17 protein-coding genes are annotated in these 22,417 nt (G+C 46.1%); 8 read left to right on the forward strand and 9 right to left on the reverse strand.

Going from position 1 to position 22,417, the window contains the following annotated elements; all coding sequences use genetic code 11:
• Positions 1–28: 28 nt before the first annotated feature.
• From ACFQ0C_RS06095 to ACFQ0C_RS06105, 3 genes are read right to left on the reverse strand one after another with little or no spacing between them, the layout of a single operon-like run.
• Positions 29–232: a hypothetical protein gene (locus ACFQ0C_RS06095; RefSeq protein ID WP_379364928.1), complete on the reverse strand. Its 204-nt coding sequence runs from the start codon at positions 230–232 to the stop codon at positions 29–31.
• Between the two features lie 43 nt (positions 233–275).
• Positions 276–1,520 carry a lysophospholipid transporter LplT gene (gene lplT / locus ACFQ0C_RS06100; RefSeq protein WP_379364930.1) on the reverse strand — a complete coding sequence of 415 codons (1,245 nt, stop codon included), beginning with the start codon at positions 1,518–1,520 and terminating at the stop codon, positions 276–278.
• A gap of 4 nt (positions 1,521–1,524) precedes the next feature.
• On the reverse strand, positions 1,525–3,642 hold the full coding sequence (locus ACFQ0C_RS06105) for an AMP-binding protein (protein ID WP_379364994.1): 2,118 nt from the start codon (positions 3,640–3,642) through the stop codon (positions 1,525–1,527).
• 275 nt (positions 3,643–3,917) lie between these two features.
• Between ACFQ0C_RS06105 and ACFQ0C_RS06110 the strand changes: the two genes are divergently transcribed.
• Genes ACFQ0C_RS06110 through ACFQ0C_RS06125 form a run of 4 tightly spaced genes read left to right on the forward strand, consistent with a single transcriptional unit; the run spans position 3,918 to position 7,992 of the window.
• The gene (locus tag ACFQ0C_RS06110) at positions 3,918–5,417 is read left to right on the forward strand and encodes a spore germination protein (RefSeq protein WP_379364932.1); all 1,500 of its coding nucleotides are present in this window, start codon (positions 3,918–3,920) and stop codon (positions 5,415–5,417) included.
• Between the two features lie 12 nt (positions 5,418–5,429).
• On the forward strand, positions 5,430–6,632 hold the full coding sequence (locus tag ACFQ0C_RS06115) for a Ger(x)C family spore germination protein (protein WP_379364934.1): 1,203 nt from the start codon (positions 5,430–5,432) through the stop codon (positions 6,630–6,632).
• Between the two features lie 10 nt (positions 6,633–6,642).
• The gene (locus ACFQ0C_RS06120) at positions 6,643–6,876 is read left to right on the forward strand and encodes a hypothetical protein (protein WP_379364937.1); all 234 of its coding nucleotides are present in this window, start codon (positions 6,643–6,645) and stop codon (positions 6,874–6,876) included.
• A gap of 15 nt (positions 6,877–6,891) precedes the next feature.
• On the forward strand, positions 6,892–7,992 hold the full coding sequence (locus ACFQ0C_RS06125; RefSeq protein WP_379364939.1) for a GerAB/ArcD/ProY family transporter: 1,101 nt from the start codon (positions 6,892–6,894) through the stop codon (positions 7,990–7,992).
• A 134-nt stretch (positions 7,993–8,126) separates the two neighbouring features.
• On the opposite strand, the gene ACFQ0C_RS06130 is transcribed toward ACFQ0C_RS06125, so the two are convergent.
• Positions 8,127–8,270, reverse strand: a complete 144-nt coding sequence (locus tag ACFQ0C_RS06130; RefSeq protein ID WP_379364941.1) for a hypothetical protein — start codon at positions 8,268–8,270, stop codon at positions 8,127–8,129.
• A 778-nt stretch (positions 8,271–9,048) separates the two neighbouring features.
• Between ACFQ0C_RS06130 and ACFQ0C_RS06135 the strand changes: the two genes are divergently transcribed.
• On the forward strand, positions 9,049–10,086 hold the full coding sequence (locus tag ACFQ0C_RS06135) for a Gfo/Idh/MocA family protein (RefSeq protein WP_379364943.1): 1,038 nt from the start codon (positions 9,049–9,051) through the stop codon (positions 10,084–10,086).
• 1,077 nt (positions 10,087–11,163) lie between these two features.
• On the opposite strand, the gene ACFQ0C_RS06140 is transcribed toward ACFQ0C_RS06135, so the two are convergent.
• Positions 11,164–11,364: a hypothetical protein gene (locus tag ACFQ0C_RS06140; protein WP_379364945.1), complete on the reverse strand. Its 201-nt coding sequence runs from the start codon at positions 11,362–11,364 to the stop codon at positions 11,164–11,166.
• A 247-nt stretch (positions 11,365–11,611) separates the two neighbouring features.
• On the opposite strand from ACFQ0C_RS06140, the gene ACFQ0C_RS06145 reads away from it, so the two are divergent.
• On the forward strand, positions 11,612–17,317 hold the full coding sequence (locus ACFQ0C_RS06145) for a choice-of-anchor I family protein (protein ID WP_379364947.1): 5,706 nt from the start codon (positions 11,612–11,614) through the stop codon (positions 17,315–17,317).
• Between the two features lie 199 nt (positions 17,318–17,516).
• Here ACFQ0C_RS06145 and ACFQ0C_RS06150 read toward each other — a convergent pair whose 3' ends face one another.
• The 4 genes from ACFQ0C_RS06150 to ACFQ0C_RS06165 form a co-directional block, all read right to left on the reverse strand.
• Complete coding sequence (locus tag ACFQ0C_RS06150) at positions 17,517–18,473, reverse strand: alpha/beta hydrolase (protein WP_379364949.1); 957 nt, start codon at positions 18,471–18,473, stop codon at positions 17,517–17,519.
• Positions 18,474–18,589: 116 nt separating this feature from the next.
• Positions 18,590–19,774, reverse strand: a complete 1,185-nt coding sequence (locus tag ACFQ0C_RS06155) for an ABC transporter permease (RefSeq protein ID WP_379364951.1) — start codon at positions 19,772–19,774, stop codon at positions 18,590–18,592.
• Positions 19,775–19,780: 6 nt separating this feature from the next.
• Entirely contained in the window at positions 19,781–20,521 is a 741-nt protein-coding gene (locus ACFQ0C_RS06160; protein WP_379364953.1) for an ABC transporter ATP-binding protein, read from the reverse strand.
• 175 nt (positions 20,522–20,696) lie between these two features.
• Entirely contained in the window at positions 20,697–21,062 is a 366-nt protein-coding gene (locus ACFQ0C_RS06165; RefSeq protein WP_379364955.1) for a hypothetical protein, read from the reverse strand.
• A 207-nt stretch (positions 21,063–21,269) separates the two neighbouring features.
• Between ACFQ0C_RS06165 and ACFQ0C_RS06170 the strand changes: the two genes are divergently transcribed.
• Positions 21,270–21,506 carry a hypothetical protein gene (locus tag ACFQ0C_RS06170; RefSeq protein WP_379364957.1) on the forward strand — a complete coding sequence of 79 codons (237 nt, stop codon included), beginning with the start codon at positions 21,270–21,272 and terminating at the stop codon, positions 21,504–21,506.
• On the forward strand, positions 21,481–22,386 hold the full coding sequence (locus ACFQ0C_RS06175; RefSeq protein ID WP_379364959.1) for a YitT family protein: 906 nt from the start codon (positions 21,481–21,483) through the stop codon (positions 22,384–22,386). Before ACFQ0C_RS06170 ends, ACFQ0C_RS06175 begins: the two co-directional genes overlap by 26 nt.
• Positions 22,387–22,417 lie beyond the last annotated feature (31 nt).

A 22,417-nucleotide genomic window follows, 5' to 3' on the forward strand; every position in this document is an offset into this window, starting at 1 on the left:
AAGCCTATTGATTGGAAAAATAACATCTTTAGCTGCGAAGCATAAAAATTAACAATACAACCACGATTACAGTCATAGCTACATAATAAATGCCGAGCCGTCCCCAATTACTGACCAATTGTTGATCATAGGAGGGATCGCCTGCTTTATTTTTCTTCGAGAAACCGACAAGAATCGTGCCAATGAGTGCCGCAAGCATGGTTACAATAATTAATGTCATGTAGGTTTGCATAGGAATCGTTCCTTTCCGAGCGGTTGCTGTATTTCTATTATACCTATGCTTTCAGTTGTTTCAATCTTTTTACCTGGCTTGATAAGAAGACAACGAAAACCGCGAGTGCAATTCCAATCCCGATGATCGAATTATCGGACGAGGCACCCATCTTGGTAATTTGTGTGTAGATGCCGACCCCCGTCAGCATGAGAGCGTTTTCTACCATATTCTGTACGGCGATCGTTTTACCGGATCCAATCATTCGGTGGCCTTCATCCTGCAGCGCTGAATTCATCGGTACGATGAATACTCCGCCTGCAAAGCCAATCAGCAGCAGGAGTACAACAGCCAATGGCAGCATGTAAGTCAGAGGAAACAGCAGCATAGCGAAGATCATAACAGCGCCGAAGCGGTAAGCATTGTAATACTTTGCAGCAGGGATTAGCTTCGGAGTTGCAAGTGCGCCAATCATGATGCCTACACCGGTTATTGCCGTTAGCATGGAAATCTGATCCAACGAATCGATAGCCAGATGGATCGGAACCCAAGCGATCAATGCCAGTCGGAATACGGCTGAAGACATCCAGAAGGATCCGGTGCCGATTAAGGAAAAGCGGGTTTTGCGATCCGCAAACAGCCTTCTTGTATCCTTAAAAAAAGTTAGCATTTCGCGTCCATAATGCAGCTGGCTGTTGACGGGGCCTTTGGGAATAAGGAAGGTTATGAGCAGCGAAACCAGATACAAGGCCAAGCATACCGCCAATGCGGCTGTAATGGAGTAGCCTGCCAGCGTTCCGCCTGCCAGAGAACCGGTCAATATAGCAAGTATGGTGAATCCTTCCATACGTGCATTGGCTGATAGCAGGCCGGATTCGGAAGCAGTAAGCTCCGTCAGAATCCCATATTTGGCCGGTGAATATACAGCGGCACCGATGCCGACAATGGCGTAGCTTACAGCGGGATCAAGTCCGGTAATGAGACAAACGATACCTATCGCTTTTATTAAATTACCGATTAAAAGTACATGGGATTTGGCGTTTTTATCTGCGAAAGCGCCAACAAAAGGAGCAAGGATGACAAAAGCGAATAGGAAGGCGCCTTGAACGACACCGATATAAAAGTCGGGAAGAGCATATTTCTTGATCATGGCAAGCGTGATGAACAAAATCATATTATCGGCAAACGCGGATAGAAACTGTGTGAACAAAAGTGTGGTGAGCGGGCTCAGCATTCGTTTCAGCATGCTTGTTGTCTCTACACGCCCTACAGCGTGAGTGGTTGATGGATTCGTCCGGTCCAGACTCATAAGATCAAGCTCCTTTCTCCACTTGGGATTCCGCTAATTTTTTTAAAGCAAGGTAGTCGGTCTTGCCGCTTCCGAGAAGCGGGAGCTTATCAATTACCTCAAGCTTGGAAGGTAGCAGCAGAGGAGGGTAGCCTCTATCGTGGATATAGGCTTTCAACTGCTGCATGCTATAGCCGGGCTTGGTGACGTAGAGTACAATTCGCTCGCCTTTACGACCGTCTGGCATACTAATCGCCCCTATTGCTGCATCTCCATAGCAAGCTGTCGCCAGCTCCTCAACAACCTGCAGAGATAACATTTCGCCGCCGATTTTGGCAAACCGCTTCAACCGCGATTTAATGGTGAGGAAGCCTTGCTCATCCAGGTCTGCAACATCCCCGCAATCATACCACTCTGAGGAAGGCATGAAGCCTTTCCCATGAATCAAATACCCTTTCATTACATTAGGTCCCTGGATTAACAGACTGCCACCCGATTCGATCCCTTGGATGGATTCCAGCTTGAATCGTATTCCCGGCAGAGGCCGTCCGACTGTTCCCTTCTTATAAGCCAGCGGCGAGTTGATTGAAACTATAGGAGCGGCTTCTGTCGTGCCGTAGCCTTCCATGATGCGAATGCCGAATTTTCGGCTCCATAGCTCGCTTACTTCCTCCTTCAGTTTTTCTGCACCGGTCACTACGTATCTCAACGAACGAAAGTCGTAAGGATGCGCCGCGCGTCCGTAGCCTGCAAGAAAGGTGGAGGTACCGAATAAAATCGTTGCATTCCGGTCATAGACAACTTCCGGAATGACACGGTAATGAAGGGGGCTTGGATATAAAATGACTGGCATGCCTGTCAGAATGGGCAGTAATGTGCCGGCAGTCAGCCCGAAGCTGTGAAACATAGGCAGCGCATTAAATAATTTGTCTGCCGAAGTGAAATCGAATACCGAGCGGGCCTGCTGGATGTTGGCGTAGAGCTGCTCATGGCCAAGCACAACACCTTTGGGCTTGCTTTCACTTCCTGAAGTAAACAGGATGACGTCATTAAAGCCTTGATTCGCTTTTTTGCGCAGCAGCATGTCAGTGAAGCCACCCCATTTATCGGATAGCCGGACGTCTGCTTTGACGTCCTCCAGGTAGATAATGCTGCATTGCTTTGCAAGAAGCGCAACCGTCTCCTCCAGCTTGGCTTTCGCGACGAACTGGCGTGATGTAAGAATCGTCCGCAGCACAGCAGTCTCACAAGCATCCTGCAGACTTTGTGCGCCTGCGGAGAAGTTCAGCATAGCCGGGGTGACTCCTAGCCGGAACAAGGCGAACAGCGCGATCGCATGGCCGTTCGAATTAGGCAGCAGCAAGCCCGCCGCGGCATCGCCGCGCAGGAGCGGCCGCAGCTTGCGGCCGAACACATAGGAAGCTAGAATCAGCTTCTGGTAGGTCAGCTTCTGGGACATATCCTCACAGATGACCCGCTGCCAGCCGTCCCGCGAAGCTTGCAGCAGCAGCTCATTGAACAGATTGACGTCCGGCTTCAATCTGCTTTGCAGCAGCTCCTCCTGCATGACGATGAGAATCTGCTCGGCGGCCTGTTCCTTTTGCAGCTTCATCGAGACATTCGGCTGTTGGGCTATACTGAAGGCTTCGCCAATCCGGATATCGATTGCAGGGAACCATACGGTTCTGATTTTATGTCCGATATAGGAGAGCTTGGATCTTTCCGCCCCATTGATGGCGATTGGAAAGATTCTGGCGTTGGTTTTCATTGCGATATATCCAATCCCGCTGTAAATTTTCATTAACCCGCCGGTTACCGTAATACGACCTTCTGGAAACAAGACCAGCGGAGCACCGCTTTGCACCGTTTTAACCATCGTTCTGACTGAATAGGGGTTCAATGGGTCAACAGTAATATGCTTCCGCAGCTTAAGCAGCAGGCCGAGTCGTTTGGCGATAGTAGTGTTGACTACAAAGGTGGCTTCATCCGGCAAGTAGGCCGCGAGCAAAGCGGCATCAAGCAACGAAACGTGGTTGGATATGAGAATAGCGGGTTGGCTGAAGTCCAGCTTTTCCAATCCAGCTATTCGAAATCTGAATAAAATCCGAAACAAAAGCTTTAGAAATGATATAAGAACTGACATCATATGGATCAACTCCTCATTATGGGGACTGTCTTTGAATGGCTTCTAATACCAGGTGCTAATTCTATATTTATATTGTACATGGATTGCACATAAAAAAAGAGTACTAAATTTCCATAGTACCCTTTTGTGAAAGAGATGAAATTAGCAGTATTATAGGTGTTCTCCTTGATGTCAGGGTTCTATTGTAAATATACCTTCCATGTGTGCATAAATATGGAATTTGAGCAGAGAATAGTCATTAGGACTATGCGCTGCATACTGAGGAGGATTCCATGGTTGAGCATGATGATGGGGATAAGTCACTAAACTTGAGGCTTGCAGACAACCTGAAGCAGATCAGGAAAGGTCTTGGATACAGCGATGATATTACAGTTCGTGATATTGTATTAAATGTGGGCAATAATCGCTCTGTCCAAGGAGCCGTGTTCTATGTTGAAGGAATTTCCAATCTGCATAACATGGTTCACTCTCTATTGGCCTCCTTTGAAGGCGACGAAACCAATAATTTCACTTCCGAACAACTGCTTGATCATTGCAAGAAGAGTGTAGTTTCATCAGGGTCGGTTGCTGATATATTTACCTTCGATGAACTGTACGGGTTTCTATTGTCAGGCGATAGTATTGTGCTGATCGATGAGTGCTCACACGGAATAGCCGTTTCAACTAAAGAGCTAGTGGCTCGAACCGTTGAAGAACCGAATGTGCAATCCGTTGTCAGGGGGCCGCGAGAAGGGTTCACAGAAGTGCTTCGTTGGAACACTGCGATGCTTCGCCGGAAGATCAAAGACCGCCACTTATGGATGGAAACGATGAGCATAGGGACAGTAACTAAAACCGAAGTGGCTGTTGTCTATATCCAGAATATTGTATCCGAGGATGTGCTCAAGGAAGTTAAGCAGAGGCTGTCTACCATTGATATAGATGCGGTTCTGGAAAGTAATTATATTGAAGAACAGATTGAAGACAAGGGATTTACTCCCTTCCCAACCATTTTCAATTCAGAGAGGCCTGATGTAGTTGCTGCGGGATTGCTGGAGGGAAGAGTGGCCATTATGGTTGATGGTACTCCCTTTGTATTATTGGTTCCGGCTCTGTTTACTCAATTTTTCCAATCCAGCGAGGATTATTACCAGAGGGCTGATTTTGCCACATTGATTCGCCTGCTTCGATTCCTGTCATTTGGTTTGGCGCTTTTAACGCCTTCCTTTTATATCGCCATTTCTACATTCCACCAGGAGATGCTGCCGACAACACTGCTTTATAACTTGGCGAGCCAGCGAGAAGGAGTTCCATTTCCGGCCTTTATTGAAGCCATTTTGATGGAAGTAACTTTCGAGATTTTACGGGAAGCGAGTGTACGGATGCCAAGGACGGTCGGCCAATCGATATCTATTGTTGGTACGCTAGTAGTTGGTCAAGCTGCAGTGGAAGCGGGACTGGTAAGTGCTGCTATGGTTATCGTAGTGTCCATCACAGCCATCTCCAACTTTGTTCTTCCGGCTTTTAACTTAGGAATAACGATCCGAATCATCCGGTTTGTACTCATGATACTTGCCGCTACCTTCGGTCTATTCGGAATCTTTATAGGGCTTATAGCCATTGTGGTTCATATGTGCGGTCTTTACTCATTTGGTGTACCCTATATGTCCTCATTGGCTCCATTTCATCTGTCCGATCAAAAAGATACCTTGTTTCGATTTTCATTCCCGAATCTTATTACCCGGCCCAAAATGTTTCGCCAAAAGAATCTTGTTCGCCAGAAACGCCGGTGAGGAGGAGTTCACATGAAACGAGCTATTGCAAGCTGCTTGTTACTAATGCTCCTATTATTGCTAATGACTGGCTGCTGGAGCCGCCATGAATTAAATGATCTGAATATTGTAGTTGGAATGGGGATCGATAAATCCAATGGCAAATACAAAGTTACGGTCCAAACCGTTAATCCAGGTCAGGTTGCCAGCAAAAAAGGAAGCATCAGCACTGCGAGCCCGGTCGTTACGTACGAAGAGGTAGGCACCACGATTCCTGAAGCATTATCCCGAATGACCGTAAAAGCTCCACGCCACTTATATTTCGCTCATTTGCGTATGGTTATCATAGGGGAAGGGGCGGCCAGAGAGGGGATCAGTAAACAGTTAGATTTCTTGTCGAGGAATATGGAGATGCGAACTGATTTCTTTTTTGTCATTGCCAGAGATACGGACGCTTCCGAAGTATTAAAAATGAATAGTCCGATGGACCCGATTCCTGCGAATAATATTTATACAAAGCTTGATAACTCGGATAAACTATGGTCGGCCACCGGCAGCATGACACTCAACCACTTGCTTCAAGATTTGGGGACGGAGGGGAAGAGCCCTTCCATAACAGGTCTTGAAATCGTTGGAAATCGAAACATTGGAAAAAAAACGACGAATGGGCAATATATCGAACCACCTGTAATATTGCAATATGCCGGCATGGCCGCTTTCAAAAGGGATCGGATGGTAGGTTGGTTGGATGAAGATGACACAAAGGCATTAAATTATGTTCAAAATTCAGTTTACCAGACGACCGGATTTATTCCATGCCCAAAAGGAAAAGGCAATATTACGATGCAGGTTATCCGGGCTGATACTTTTATTAAAGCGAGTATCCAGAACGGAAAGCCGGAATTCGATGTATATCTTAGAATAGAGCAGGATATATCGGATGCCGAATGCAGTATAGATCTATCGCAAGCAGCTATCGTTCCCGAGCTGAAAAAACTGACTGATAATAAAATAAAGGCCTTCATCGAAGATTCAGTCCAAAAAGTACAAAAGAATTTTGGCACAGATATTTATGGATTCGGCGAGGTGCTTCACCAACAGTATCCGAAGGTTTGGCATCAGATTAAAGATTGGAACAAGGCATTTACAACCGTTAAAGTACGTGTCCATGTGAACTCGATCCTTCGTAGAATGGGGACAATCTTGCAGCCGGTGGATTATACAAATAAAGAATAGGAGTACTCTAATGTGGCTTTTTGTCGGTATAGCTGGTACGTTGGCTTGGACTATTCTGAAGGAATTCCCACGATTATGGAGAGAACAAAATCATAAAGAGCTGTGGACATTGGCGCTGATAACACTAGCTGTAACTGCGCTATGTTCTGCAAAAAGCTTGAACCTGGAGCTGCCGAATCCTCTTGATTGGGTTGCAGCGGCGTTGGGACCTTATCCACGTGCTGTATATTCGATATTCAAATAAAGAGGAGGCAGCTCTATGGATCAGGCGGGAATCATTAGCAAGCGTTCGTTTGTGATTCTAGTCATTTTTTTTATGATAGGTACGTCCATTCTTATTACACCTACCGGCCTGGCATTAGAGGCTAAGCAGGATGCATGGCTGGCTTGCATTGTCGGTGTTGTCTTCAATCTCTTGAATGCAGTGCTATTTGTCGTGATAGGAAAACGTATGGGTGATCAGACATTGGTTCAATATTGCGAGACAACACTCGGGAAATGGTTCGGTAAAGCCGTCTCCCTCTGCTTTGTGCTGTTTTTCTATTTGTTGGCATCGCTTATGATTGGGGATCTTGGTTATTTTGTAACATCGCAAATTATGCAGGAAACGCCTATGGAAGTATTGCAGATGCTCTTTATTCTGGTTGTAGTGATGGCCGTCCGGTCCGGGTTTATTGTATATACACGTGCGGCGGAAGCTTTTTTTCCTTGGTTAATGATATTGTTTTTACTGCTAATTGTGCCTTTGATACCGAAATTTGAAAGGGCCAGTTTTTTGCCTGTCATGGAGTTCGGGATAAAACCGATTGTGCGTGGCGGGTTTACCTTTTGGGGATTACAGGAACTGATAGTGCTGCTCATGTTTTATCCGTTAGTATCCAAAACGAAAGGGAGAGGGAATGGTTTTATTACAGGTATAGTAATAGGGGGGGCAGTACTCATTTGTACAACAGTAGGAAGCATTGCCGTACTCGGAGCTACATTAACGGCGAATCAGTTATTTCCTGCGTATACGCTTGCCAAAAATATTAGCATCGGTCATTTCCTTGAGCGGGTAGAAGGTATTATGATCTCTATTTGGGTATTGTCTATTTTTATTAAAATCGTGCTTACCTTTCACGCCTCAATTATCGGTTTTGTCCAAGTCATGAATATCAAGGATGAGAAGCCACTCATCATTCCGATGGCACTGGGGTTAATCGTCCTTTCCATAATGTGCTACCCCAATTCCATCTATATTAGTGACTTTCTTTCCAAAAACTGGAGTCCCTTTGCACTCATTTTCTCGGTGTTCTTACCATTGCTGCTGCTTGGAGCATCTTCCATATCCGCTATTCGAGCGAAAAGCAGTAAAGAGTGAACCCAGCTGGAACTGGAGCGTCCTTCGGTTTCTCGGGTGACAAAAGTATTGATTCTACACAACAAGATCCTTTTTTCGGACATCAGGAAATGAAAAAAGCCGCATCCTTCTGTCGGTTACAGAAAGATCAGCTTTTAAGAGTCAATAGTTGTATCAAGCGAAGTGTCTGTGCGTTTACGCAAACGTTGGACCCATTGATTCCGAGCTGCGAATGCTGCTGCCAATTCAACGGCGGATAGCGTCAGCAGCAAGCCCAGTAAGGAAACTAGAACCGCCAACGGAAGACTCCAGAAGTGGGTAGGTTGGGAGAAGAATGGAATGAGTGCAATGGCTAAAATCGGAGGCGCGTTCAAATTAAACTTCCGAATTATTAGAATCGTACATAGCGTTGATAAGAAAAAAGGATAATCCCTGTCATGGATAAGAATAGCAAGGAGCTGATTAAAGAGACAACCGAAGCTCCGGCGATCATCTTGGCGAAATCTCTAAAATGGAAGGAACGGCTAATGAACAAGTAAGAGAATGCACCGAGTGTTGGGAAGAAAATCATCTTTAAATCAGGCAGATGCTGTGAAACGGAATAAATGAGAAGCAAATATATGCAGATAACAAATATTTTTAAATTCATGGATAACACAAGAGATCACCCTTTTAAATAAGCCTAACAAACATTAGTAATTCTATTATACTTGCGTTGGTCTCGTCAATCCTTATAGACGTTATTGCAGACTGTATGTCTAACTATGCCCATTGTACATGCTGCTACCATTAACTATCACCACTTCTGTATACACCGTAAGCTTGTTGCCGTCTTGAAGCGCTTCTTGGCAAGGGTGATTTTTTTGAGTAAAATATTCGTGAATGGCTGTAAAGCAGCCGCGCTGAAAAACGTTGAATTCTTTTATTAGCAAAAAAAGCAATATATAGACCAATTCATGCAAGGAAATTGTTATTATTATGCTTCATTATAACAAGTAAAGTGTGAGCCTATGCCCACGGGCTTGTCCCGTCAGTTAAGGATTGCACACAACAACCTATAAGGAATCAGGTGAAACCGTGAAAACATTGGGAACAGCAATTATCGGACTCGGCTCTATTTCAGGCATCCATTTGAAAGCGGTAGTTGGATTGGAAAGCTCTGAACTGAAGGCGGTTGTTGACGTAAATGAAGGTTTAGCGAAGAAAGTGGCCGCTGAATATGGCTGTGACTATTACACGGATTATAAAGAAATGTTGAAGCGTGAAGATATTCAAGTTGTTCATTTGTGTACTGCGCATCATTTGCATGCTCCTATGGCGGTAGATGTTTTGAATGCAGGCAAACATGTGCTGACAGAGAAGCCGATGGCTGAAACTAAGGCTGCCGGACAAAGCATGCTGCAAGCCGCTGCGCAAAATCCTGATGTACAGCTCGGTGTTATTTTCCAAAATCGTTATAATGCCGCCTCGCAGAGGATTAAGGAAGCCGTTGATTCAGGCGAATTTGGCAAACTGATCTGCATGAAGGGGATTGTCACCTGGTACCGTAATTCAAGCTATTACGAGACCGAGTGGAAAGGGAAATGGGCGACGGAAGGCGGCGGTGTGCTGATCAACCAATCTATTCATACCTTGGATTTACTGCATTGGTTCGGCGGTGATATTGCTAGTGTGAAAGGGTCATTTTCCAATGATTCACTCGAGGATGTTATTGAGGTAGAGGATACCGTTCATGCCTATGTGGAATTTAAAAACGGAGCAAGAGCCATTTTCTATGCTACAAATGCTTACTTGAAAAACTCTCCTGTGGAGCTTGAAGTTGTATTTGAACAAGGCTCACTGGTTCAAAGAGGCGAAACCTTGTATTTGGAGCAGGATGGACAGTTAACTGTGCTGACGGAGCCTTCTGTAAATAATACGGGAGAGAAGTCTTACTGGGGAGTGAGCCATGAGCTGCAAATTCGTGATTTTTACGAGCATTTGCTGGAAGGCAAGCATTTCTGGATTGATGGACCGGAAGGTTACAAAACGTTTAGCCTGGTAATGGATATATATGAATCATCCCGTACAGGGAAGAAGATTTCCTATAAAGGCGCAGAATCGGTTGTGAGCTAACGGCTTATTTTAAGTCTCAGCGGGTAGAAATCCGATACAATTGGAAGCGTGGGCTGACCAGCACCGTGCTCTCCATGATGAACCGTCCCTTCCTCGGGCAACCGATGGATGAGACGGTTTTCTTATCATATTAGACTAATAAGTTTTCAGTGGAGCTGAGCAAGTCTGATATTGCAAGAATACCTGCAAATGATCGCGGTCGCTCATCTATGCTATGTCTTGGATCCATCTAACAGGAATGCCGCTGACTAACGGAACGTCGATCCTCTATGGGTTGAAAACCCATCCTATTTCATGAAGAAGCGGAACTACGATGCGTTATTCCGACTTTAATAGACTGAAATGCCCTATTTTAAACAAATAAGGGATCCTAGTTCCGTTTCACTCGAATCATAACGTTAAAACAATGAAATAGCGCACCTCATTTCCTCCTATGCGAGATTTGCAGCTAGAAGGGATGAAAATACACCATCGCTTTAGCTTTGAAGGTACATAGGGAATATAACAATGGGGTATATGGCTATACCGGATGGAATACTACAATGTGAAGTATGGCTATGAATACCGGATCAAAGACCGATTAGGTAGAAAGAAGGGGCAGGCCCACAGAGTAGAACAAGAGAGGGAATCAGTCAGAAAATGTAAGTATTCATTGCACATTATTGCACCAAAATATGCGGCACGGGTATCCTTTTCAATCATCAGGCGAATTCCATTTTATATTCGGATAACGTGGAAGTAACTAATGTGTCCAAAGGTATTGAACGGAACAGATAGTTCCGTTATTTAATCTGCCACCCCCAATTTAAGACGATAGCGGAAGTCAGAATTCCGCTATGTGGGGACAATGATGTATAATATGCACAAAAACGAGAGATAACGGAAGCTGTTGTTACGCTATTACTCTGTTTTTTATGATTTCCATGCCATAGCGGAACGATCACTTCCGCTAATTGCTTCCACTTATTCATTATGGAACAATTACACGTCTGTAAAGAAGAGCGCTTAACAGGTTTAGTTACTAATGGGTGCCAGAGGTTACAAGTTTCGTTAATATCGGAGAACTGACGTTCAATTTCAGACATGATGCAAACCAACCAACGAACCAACCGCCAACGAACCAACCGCCAAACGAACCAACCGCCAACGAACCAACCCGCCAACGAACCAACCGCCAACGAACCAACCGCCAACGAACCAACCGCCAACGAACCAACCCGCCAACGAACCAACCGCCAACGAACCAACGGCCAAACGAACCAACCGCCAACGAACCAACCGGCAAACGAACTCCATCTCACGCAACTATATATGAAGTTGCAGTTAAGTCCCGCCTGGTGATCCGAGTGTTTTTCTTAGTTATCTGGTTAGAAGTGTGCGAATACACTTTGCTTTTATTTCGAACCAAGGTTGCAACAGCTGTGAAATTCTTCCCAATTTACAATATCTTTATAATATATGGCATTCGAGTTTATACTTCTTTGTTAAAGTAACGAGGACTATTTTAACAAGGAGTGATTGTATTTTGAGTAAGAGAAGCAATAAAGTTCTTTCACTACTGCTTGCAGCGGAGATGCTGGCAGGCTCGCTGTTTGCTGCTGTCTCAGCACAGGCGGATGCTGCACCGCTAGCGGGAACGCCGTACAAAGCGAACGGAAGCTATGACGTGACAGTTCCGCATGTGTTCATCAATCAGGTGTACGGGGGAGGATTGGACGCCGATACCGGAACCTACGCTTCCAATGGCTTTATTGAATTATACAATCCAACAGACAGCAACGTAGATTTAAGCAGCTGGTCTTTGCAATATGCGGACCGTGGGGATTCAAGCAAAACCGGTGCAACGAAAGCATGGGAAAAGTTTAATTTAACGGGTACTATTAAAGCGCACTCCTCATTCTTGATTATTGGGAAGGCAACCGGTGCTTCTTCAGGTAACCTGAAGCTGGATCTTACGAATAAAGGCGACTTTAGTATAAACCGTTATATCAACAACAAAGGACTTAAGGTTGCGTTGATTAGCAATCAATCGATTTTGACAGACGCCAATCCGTTTACTAACAAGCCAGCTGGCTACGTGGATATGCTGGGCACCGGAAGCAATGATTCAGGCAGTGATATTGACGGCTATGAAACCGCTTATCCAACCGGTGATTCGGAAGGCACATCCAAGAAAAAAGCGCTTCGCCGTAAAAATTTGACGGATAACGATAATAATAAAACAGATTTTCAACAAATCGATTACAGTGCGGCGAATGAATCCGTCATCAAAGCAAATGAACCGCGTTATGGCTCCTATGGAGAATGGTTCCCTAATGTTACTGTCACGACTGAGACATTAGCGGACTCCTATCTTGGCCTGCCTTATTCCTCCGTTATTGCAACAACCGGAGGTAAACCGCCTTATACATATAAAGTTACAGGGCTTCCCGCAGGACTTGTCATCAATGCAACGAGCGGTGTAATTGAAGGAACACCGGCAGCGGGCACGGAAGGATCGAAGACAGTTACCGTTTCCGTCTACGATTCCGTTTACGGCCCTTCCAGCCCGTTGTCCTGGGGCGGCAAAACGCTGGCACTTAATGTCATAAGCGGAGCTATCCCGGATAAGATGAGTGTTACGAAGATCGGCGAATATTCCGTAGGCCAAACCAATGCCGATGGCGGTGTAGCCGAAATCGTCAAATATAATAAGGATAACGGAAAGTTTTATATCGTTAACGGCTCCGGCAATCCGCCAACCCTGGACATAGTCAAATTGACGACAGGCGGTTCAATGTCTAAAGAAAGAAGTGTCGCTGTTAAAGATTTGTCTGAATCTGGCGGTTTCATGTATGGAGACTTGACCAGTGTAGATATTAACACGGCAACGAAGCGGGTGTTCGTATCTGTACAGGAAAAAGATTCAATGAAGAACGGCAAAATTTTAATGCTGAACTACGATGGAGCTTTGATCAAATCATACGAAGCCGGCGTACAACCGGATATGATCAAATCAACTCCTGATGGCCGTTATGTACTTACAGCCGATGAAGGCGAGCCTCGGGTTCAAGGCAAGGACCCGGAAGGCAGCATTACTATCGTCGATACAACAACGGACACGGTCACTCGTGTAAAGTTCAATGATCCATCTGTGATTGATGACAAGGTGCATATTCGCGGAGCTTCTAATCCAAATACCGGCTTGATTACTGGCAGCGGAACAAAAGCCGATGCGATTAGAGATCTCGAGCCGGAATATATTACGCTTTCCGCTGACAATACGAAAGCATATGTCTCCTTGCAGGAAAACAATGCGGTAGCTGTTATTGACATCGCGGCTAAGAAAGTACTGGCAGTCAAAGGACTGGGCTATAAGGATTTGAATAATCCGATAAATGCCTTGGATCTGCTAAATGACAGCAAGATCAATTTGGAGAACGTTCCGTTCAACGGCATGTATATGCCGGACGGCATTGCATCTTACGCGGTTAACGGTAAAACCTATCTGTTTACTGGTAATGAAGGGGACGTTACGGATTGGCCGGGCCGCAAGAACGGATCAACAATTAAAGATATGAAGGGATTGCTGGATCCTTCATCGGCTGCAGCTAAGTTTCTGAGCGATCCTGCCAATGCTACGAAATACGATAAAGTAGAAGTGGCCAGTGACATGGGAAATAGCGGCATATTTATGTACGGTGGCAGATCATTCTCCGTATGGAATGCGGATACGATGGAGCAGGTATTTGACAGCGGCAATGACTTCGAGAAAATTACTTCGCAGCGCCTGCCGAAATACTTTAACGCAAGCAATAGTAACGCTACATTGGACAGCCGCAGCACGAAGAAGGGACCGGAGCCCGAGGATATCAAGATCGGTGTGGTTGGCGAGAAAGTGTTCGCATTTGTCGGCCTTGAACGGATCGGAGGCATTATGACCTATGATGTAACCGACCCTGCACACCCTGTGTTCTTCAACTACATCAACACACGTGATTTTACAAATGTACTGTCGGATTCTGCTCCGGAGGGCATTGAATTCATACCGGCAACTGCTAGCCCAACAGGACTGCCTTTGGTGTTAGTAGCTAACGAAGTCGGTGGTACCGTCGCAATATTGCAGCTAAATATAACCAAGGTAACGTTGGACAAAACATCGCTGTCGCTTGAAGCAGGTGCAGCAGCTGCGAAGCTGAACGCTACAGTAGCGCCGGTCGGCGGAACTGCCGCAACAGTAACTTGGAAGTCTTCCAATGCTTCCGTAGCAACGGTTGACTCGAACGGAACTGTTACGCCAGTTAAGGTAGGTATGGCAGTCATTACAGCAACAAGCGCTGACGGTTACGGCGTGGCCGAAGCAAACGTGAAGGTGTTGCCGGCTGGCAGCGGAGAGAGCTGGACGCTTACCGTCATGCATACCAATGATACGCACGCCCATTTGGCGGATGCAGCACGGCGCGCAACGTTGGTTAAACAAGTTCGTACAGAGTCGAAAAACAGTATTCTTCTGGATGCAGGGGATGTATTTTCGGGCGATCTGTACTTCACGAAGTGGTTGGGTAAAGCGGATTTGGGCTTCATGAATGATATGGGCTATGACGCTATGACGTTCGGCAACCATGAATTCGACCAAGGAACGGCTGTGCTCGCCAATTTCGTCAAAGATGCGAATTTCCCGCTGGTCAGTTCGAATATTGATTTTTCCAAGGACGCCAACATCAAACCGCTTCTTAAGTCGTCAGTAACTCTCAATACCTATGGCAATGGTGGTATGCGGGCTACAGCTTCCGCAGGTGTATACCCGTATGTAATATTGGATGCGGGAGACGGTCATAAGGTCGGTGTATTCGGGCTCACAACAGAGGATACGAAGGAAACATCCAGCCCGGGTAAAGATGTTGTGTTCAATGCGGCAGCAGCTTCAGCAGAGCTAACAGTTAAAGCATTGGAAAAAGAAGGAATCAATACGATCATCGCATTATCTCACTTGGGTTATGCACGTGACAAGGATCTTGCGATTGCTGTAGAGGGTATCGATCTAATCGTTGGTGGTCACACACATACGAAGCTGGATGCACCTGAAATTGTAACGGATAGCATAAAACAGACTCCAACTGTGATCGTTCAGGCAAATGAGTGGGGCAAATTTCTTGGCCGCGTCGATGTTACATTTGACAGCCACGGCAATGTCATCACATCACCTGAATTTACAAAAGGCAAGCTGGAGCCAGTCACTGCAGCGGTTGCTGAAGATGCTACCGCCAAGGCGAAGCTGGCGGGATACAATGCGGAGCTTGATGCATTAAAAAATCAAATTATCGGTAAAACAACGGTAATGCTTGACGGCGAGCGCGTGAATGTCCGCGCTAAAGAAACGAATCTGGGCAACTTTATAGCCGATAGTATGCTTTCGAAGGGTAAAGAATTGAAAGGCGCGCAAATCGCTATTCAGAACGGAGGCGGTATCCGGGCATCCATCCCTGAGGGCAATATTACGATGGGATCAGTAAGAACAGTAATACCGTTTGGCAATACATTATACATTCTCGATGTCACGGGACAGCAGCTGCTGGATGGTTTGGAGAATGGAGTAAGCGGTGCTACTCTTGCTGATTTGCCGGGTAAATTCCCGCAAGTGGCCGGCCTAAAGTTTAAGTGGGACCCGAGTCAACCAGCAGGCAGCCGCGTCTTTGATGTACAGATCAAAAAAGAAACGTCATACGAGCCGCTGAGCTTGACGGCAACTTACCGGATAGCGACCAACAGCTTTATGGCCACTGGCGGTGATGGTTATGCATCATTTGCTCAAGCTGTCACTAATGGAGCTTATCATGAGGATTTGGGTTATCCGGATTACGAAAACTTCATCAATTACGTAAGCTTATTGGGAGGCACAGTCACACCGGCTGTCGAAGGCAGGATAGTGCAGCAAGCTAAGCCAACCGAAACCGGCAACCCAAGCAACCCAAGCAACAATCACCGCTCCGGAGGTTCATCTTCCATGCCGTCGTCCACTCCTGCCACAGTAGCAGACGGTGGTATTGCGATTAAGCCGGAGCTTGGTAAAACTGAGGACGGCAGAGTACAGGCTAATGTAACGGTTAAGCTTGATGATATTCGCAAGGCATTGGAGCAGAGCCAAGACAAAGTTATCGTTCGTATCGAGTCGGGTGACGCTGCTGCGGTGGTAGCTCAAATTCCTGGTGATGCATTGCTTGCGATTGCAGATAAAAACCGTAATGCTACGCTCGTTATTGTCAGCTCCACTGGCTCCTACTCGCTTCCTATCGGCACACTTGATCTTGCAGCTTTGTCCACTAAGCTGAAGACAACAACGGATAAGCTGGAGATCCGCATTACTATGACAACAGCAAATGAACGTCAGAGCTCAGATGTGTCCAGCGTTGCATCTTCGATAGGTGCTAAGCCGCTCACCAAAGCGGTAGATTTCGCAGTTACGGTAACAGGAAACGGGCAGACGGAAACCGTTACGAATTTCGGAAGTACCTTCGTCAACAGGACGATCAGTGTTGAAGCTGCCGATCTGAAACCTGAACAAAGTACAGGTGTGATGTTGACACCGACGGGCGAGCTTAGATTTGTGCCATCCGTATTTACCCTTACAAATGGTAAATGGGTTGCGACTCTGAAGCGTAACGGCAACAGCTTGTATACGGTTGTTGAGCATCGCCAAAGCTTCCAGGATACGGCCGCTCATTGGGCCAAAGCCGATGTCGAGCTGTTGGCATCCAAGCTTATTGTCCAAGGAACTTCAGATAATCAATTCCAGCCCGACAGCAATATTACTAGAGCGCAATTCACGGCCATCATTGTCAGGTCACTCGGACTTGATGATAGCAAGGCTGTCGGATTCAAGGATATTAGCGATAAAGACTGGTTCAAGGGCGCCGTTGCCGCAGCCTTTGATGCGAAGCTGTTGACCGGTTATGAGGACGGCACATTCCGCCCTAATCAACCGATCACTCGCGAGGAGCTCGCGGTATTGATGAACAATGCACTTCGCTATGCGAAGCTGTCAAACGGTTCACAGGCAGATCAGGCTTTGAGCATGTTCAAAGACAGCGGCTCTATAGCAGGATGGGCCAAAGAGGCTGTTGCTGCCATCGTTCAAGCCGGCATTGCCAACGGCAAGTCGGAAGGCAACTATGAAGGAAAGGCGCAAGCGACGCGTGCAGAAGCTTCCGTCATGGTCAAGCGTCTTCTGCAAAAAGCGGAATTCATCAATTAACAGTCGATTCATTAATCAGTTTCTGAAAGAAAAGGGGCTTCCACTTAGTGGAAGCCCCCTTTTTGCCTATATAGAATTCATATGTTTCGGCGCTCCCCGCAAAGTATCTGAATCAACTTCGAAGCAAGCCCCCACTTTGTGGGGAATTTTAATCCCGAACCTTCTGAAGCACCTAATGAAGCAGTCGATTCCAAAGATCTTAACGCTGCAAGCTCTTGTAGAACTCCAAAACTTTGCTTTCGTATTCCGCTGCCATCTTGGCATGGACTCGTACATGCTCCCGACCTGCGGAAGGTTTCCATATTTGGAAGCGGTCCTTATGCTTCTCCCACATCGTTTCGCTGTTCTGATAAGGGATAGAAGCGTCCTCAGAAGAATGAATAAACAAAACAGGTCGTGGATAGATACGATCCACAGCAGTCAAGCCATCGACCTGATCCGTGACAATCCCGGTTAAAGGCGGCAGAATGCCGAGAATTAACGGGGTGAACGGATAATTGGGCAGCTTCGACCAGACAGGCAGATTATCTTCCAAATAGCGGGTCAGATGGTTAAATGGACTGTCCGCTACCACTCCTGCGATTTGTGGGTCCTCTGCAGCCGCAAGAAGAGCGACGGTACCTCCCATAGAGAAACCGTGCAAAGCAATCGGCTCTGGATGATGGGCACGGGTCCAATCGATAGCTCCCAATAGATCGAATTTCTCCAAATAGCCTACCGTAGTTAGATTGCCCTCGGACTCGCCTGAATTTCGGAAGTCGAACATTAACACATTGTAACCCTGTGCTGCAAGTTCTTTGGCTAATTTAAGGGCTTCAGCTCCTGATTGGAGTCGATTTTCCCGGTAGCCGTGAGCGAATATAATGTTCATTTTTGCAGGAGTAGAGGTGTCTGAAGCAGGGATAAACCAGCCCTTTAGCTTAACATCTTTATTGCGGCTATCAAATTCCACCGGCTCAAAAGATAATCCGTATTTGTCCGGGCTATCGGTTAAAGCCTTATGTTCGGGATGAGTAAGCTTCCAGCCGACATAGGTGGAAATGGTGACGCTAGCTACTGCCAGTACGAGCAATAGCAGGACAAAAGTCCATAATAGTTTTTTGGATCGGGCACCGCGAGGGCGTGCCGCTCTGGTAATCGCGGGAGTTGGTCGCATGGAAGTAATTCCTTTCCTAGTAGCTCATTATAGTAAAAGGTCCCTCTTATTATACGACAAGCCGCTCGCAGGCAAAAGTAGGTTCTGTGTGATATTCGATTAGGGACTAGACCGGTTTAACGAAAACGGTGGTAAAGCCCAGAGGAAACAGCGGCAATCAGCAATAAGGCTAAAGCCCATAACGGGCTGGAAAACGTAAAGAGACAAGGAATAGCAAGCAGGATAAGGATACCCAGATGAATGCGGTACCTGATAAAGCTGACCGAACGTTTCCGCTGCTCCAAGCGTATCGGGTATATATGCTGCCATACATGCTCGTGATAGTTAAGCTTCATCTCGGATAACTGCAGTGCGCTAATAACTGTAAATACCAAATAAATGGACGCGAGTGCTATATCATTGTGAACGGCTGCAAGCAAAAGGATGCCGATAAGCGTTAACCTCATAGTAATTCCGAACAGCTCCGAGCGCAGCCATACAAGAGTGTACAGATAGGAGTAGGTATGATCCTGTCGAAAAGCAATCCATCTGGCGATTCTGTCCAAGCCGCGTACATTCCTTGCTTTACCTTGGACGGAAGGCACGTCGACGAACCAATTCAAGATACGGTAAATACTTGCTTTATGCTGCAGCTCAATGTCGATTAACAAGCTCCAATTCACAATGTGCTGTCTGGGAAGCCGCAGTAAACCAAGATAAGCAATCGCAAGAAGCGACAGCAGCAAGATGCCTATAGCCGGTTTGCTGGCTATGATGCAGTACGCGGCAATGGCGCTTAGGATCCATCTCATCATTTGAAAGAGGAGCCTTGTCCGTTTCTCTTGTATTTGAAGCTCGGTCCATTTTCCGAACAGCATGATTCTTTTATACACGCACCAAACGACCAGCAATAGTAAGAACATCCAGCCGTTTGAGGCAGCAAGCTTGTGGTAGAGAGGCCAGATGATTAACCAGACGGCCGCTACGGCTGCTAGCTGTGCGATTAACGCACGGTTCATGGCTGCTTTAAGGTAGGCTTTCATTCCGCTTTCCTGAGGCAGGAGGAACAAAGTATCGGCTTCCTGCAAGTAGGTACGGATTCGTCCGCCAGCGAGAGCAGGGAGCATAACGGCCGCGGATAAAAGTTGCCAAGGAAAGTCAGGCGTAACCCATTGCAAGAACTGTTTATAACCGATAGAGAAAAGCAGAAAGCCGACGACAACAGCCATGGCTGCGCTTTGCATTGCGTACTGAAGATAGGGACGAATTTCTTTGAAAAACAGTGACGCGCGACTCCGGTATAAAGCATGCAAATCAATCAAAGATGGTCAGCTCCTTGTCACCAAATCGCAAAAAACGTCGTCCAACGGTGCAGCGGCAGGCATGCCGGCAACATCGCGGAGTGCATCTACATCTCCTGAAGCTATCAGCTTCCCCTGATGCAGAACGAGGAAACGGTCGCAATAACGTTCAATAGTAGCTAAAATATGGGAGCTTATAAGAATGGAGGCACCGCTCTGCTTTACGGTTACCATTAGCTCCAACAGAGAACGCATGCTTAACGGGTCGAGACCAAGAAACGGCTCATCTATTATGTAGAGCTCGGGCTGGACAATGAAGGCGCACAAAATCATGACCTTCTGACGCATGCCTTTGGAGAGATGCGAAGAAAGCCTCTCTGTAAGAGTGTCCATCTGAAACTGCTGCAGCAATGGAGCCGAACGCTGCTCATAGGTGTTACGGTCGATACCGTATGCCCTCGCAGTTAATTCCAAATGCTCACGGACAGTCAGCTCCTCATATAAGAGCGGGCTTTCCGGCACGTAGGCAAATGTCTTCCTGTATTGCTCCTGTGATTCAGCCAGAAGCTGACCCTTTAAGCGGATCTCCCCCTGATGAGGTGTCATCAATCCTAGAATATGCTTGATGGTAGTGCTTTTACCCGCACCATTCAATCCGATTAAGCCTACCATTTCGCCAGGCTGTACATGAAACGACAGGTTATGCAGGACAGGCTGAAGTCGGCTGTACCCACCGGTAACAGCTTCCACTTCCAGAATCGGTTTCACATGTGTTCCTCCTCACACTCAATCTCTTTCTTATTAGACTAGCTGAAATGGCGGCGGTTTTCCAGTTTCGCGCATGGCAGTACTCAAAAAAGCCATCCAACTTCTAGTGTACGAAGCGATGGCCTTAGATTTATGAATGTTACTTGCTTCTGGCGGATGTTGACAAGGTGCCCTCTTATTTTTTCTCCTTTTTCTTATCTTGATTTTGATTGCTCTTTTGATTGCTCTGGCTCTTATTGTTTCCCCCGCCGCTTTGCGCTCCACTGCTTTCCTGTGCTTTTTGCAGCTTTTTCAGCTGCTGCTTGTCCAGCTTACGCCGGGTTTCATCCTCTTTGAATTCGTACTGCTTAATATCCTTGTACATTTTCATTTGAGATTGAAGCTCTGTATCGATAGGCTTGTCTTGCTTTTGGCTCTGTGCCTTTTGGCTGCTGTTTTTGCCTTTGTTAGCACCTGATTGCTGCTGCGTTTTTTTATTTGTGCATCCGGAAGTTAGGGCGAGAAGCAGGAAACAAAGAAGGATAACCACCATTTTTTTCATAAAATGTAACAGCTCCTTTGCCTTGATACCTGTAGGTTGCCCTGAACTTGGAAAATCATTTATATATTTTTAATAAAAAAAGTTTGAATATTTGTATACATTTGAATACAATAGAGTTAGGGAAGTTAGTTTTGCTAACGCAGGAACTTGAGATTGGCTTCAAAAAGTAAACTATCCTTACAGGGAGTTTTTGGGAGGGGTGGGAAAATGGCAGAAACATACCGCAAATCGAAGATTGAGCATTACTTGGAACGGCTTCAAGTGCGCAAGCAGTCATTGATGAATCAAATGGATATGACTGAGTTGGAGAACTCGCGAGAATTTAATTGCGGGCAGTTATCCGCTATCGATCTTATTATTTTGGAAATAACCGTTGAGTTTGGCCTCGGAAACACTAAAAACGAAGGGGGAGAAGCTGATGACAGGGAATGCAGTCCAAAATAACACCGCACAGCATTTTTCACCGCAGCATAATCGGGCTACCAGAGTTAAGCTTTTAAAGAGGGCCATATTTATTGTGCTGGGTGCGGGATTCGTATCCGTAGGGTTAGAAATTTTTCTTGTACCAAACAATATTATTGATGGTGGGGTTGTCGGGATATCCATCATCTTAGCTCATTTGACAAAGATTCCACTCGGTATTTTTCTGTTTCTTCTTAACCTGCCTTTCTTCTTTCTTGGTTACAAGCAGATTGGAAAAACATTCGCTTTATCCACTTTGTTTGGCGTATTGGTCATGTCCTTAGGTACTTGGCTGCTGCATCCGGTTCCTCCTTTGACTATTGATCCATTGTTGGCAACTGTATTTGGAGGGATAATTCTTGGTGTGGGCGTAGGTATGGTAATTAGAACGGGGGGGTCGCTTGACGGAACGGAAATCGTTGCCATTCTGGTTAATAAAAAGTCACCCTTTTCAGTAGGCGAAATTGTAATGTTCTTCAACCTGTTTATACTTGGCAGCGCAGGCTTCGTATTCGGTTGGGATCATGCGATGTATTCATTAATAGCTTATTATATAGCTTTTAAAATGATTGACATCACCATAGAAGGATTCGACGAGTCCAAATCGGTATGGATTATTAGCGAATCGTACCGGAATATCGGTGAAGCTATTCTTAGCCGATTGGGCCGGGGGGTTACCTATTTGAATGGTGAAGGCGGATTTACAGGCGGCGATAAAAAAGTCATTTTTTGTGTCATTACAAGGCTGGAGGAAGCGAAACTAAAGTCTATTGTGGAGGATTTTGATCCTACGGCATTTTTGGCAGTAGGCAACATTCATGATGTGAAGGGCGGACGTTTTAAGAAGAAAGATATTCATTGACATATAAGAAAAATTTATGTTTGCTATAAGC

Origin of the sequence: Paenibacillus sp. GCM10027630, from assembly GCF_042676305.1 — a bacterium.
Lineage (GTDB): Bacteria > Bacillota > Bacilli > Paenibacillales > NBRC-103111 > Paenibacillus_S.

Coding starts and splice junctions, on each gene's coding strand:
- ACFQ0C_RS06125 (WP_379364939.1), top strand. CDS start 6,892: ATGGATCAGGCGGGAATCATTAGCAAGCGTTCGTTTGTGATTCTAGTC.
- ACFQ0C_RS06165 (WP_379364955.1), bottom strand. CDS start 21,062: ATGAAAAAAATGGTGGTTATCCTTCTTTGTTTCCTGCTTCTCGCCCTA.
- ACFQ0C_RS06150 (WP_379364949.1), bottom strand. CDS start 18,473: ATGCGACCAACTCCCGCGATTACCAGAGCGGCACGCCCTCGCGGTGCC.
- ACFQ0C_RS06110 (WP_379364932.1), top strand. CDS start 3,918: ATGGTTGAGCATGATGATGGGGATAAGTCACTAAACTTGAGGCTTGCA.
- lplT (WP_379364930.1), bottom strand. CDS start 1,520: ATGAGTCTGGACCGGACGAATCCATCAACCACTCACGCTGTAGGGCGT.
- ACFQ0C_RS06120 (WP_379364937.1), top strand. CDS start 6,643: ATGTGGCTTTTTGTCGGTATAGCTGGTACGTTGGCTTGGACTATTCTG.
- ACFQ0C_RS06095 (WP_379364928.1), bottom strand. CDS start 232: ATGCAAACCTACATGACATTAATTATTGTAACCATGCTTGCGGCACTC.
- ACFQ0C_RS06170 (WP_379364957.1), top strand. CDS start 21,270: ATGGCAGAAACATACCGCAAATCGAAGATTGAGCATTACTTGGAACGG.
- ACFQ0C_RS06105 (WP_379364994.1), bottom strand. CDS start 3,642: ATGTCAGTTCTTATATCATTTCTAAAGCTTTTGTTTCGGATTTTATTC.
- ACFQ0C_RS06175 (WP_379364959.1), top strand. CDS start 21,481: ATGACAGGGAATGCAGTCCAAAATAACACCGCACAGCATTTTTCACCG.
- ACFQ0C_RS06115 (WP_379364934.1), top strand. CDS start 5,430: ATGAAACGAGCTATTGCAAGCTGCTTGTTACTAATGCTCCTATTATTG.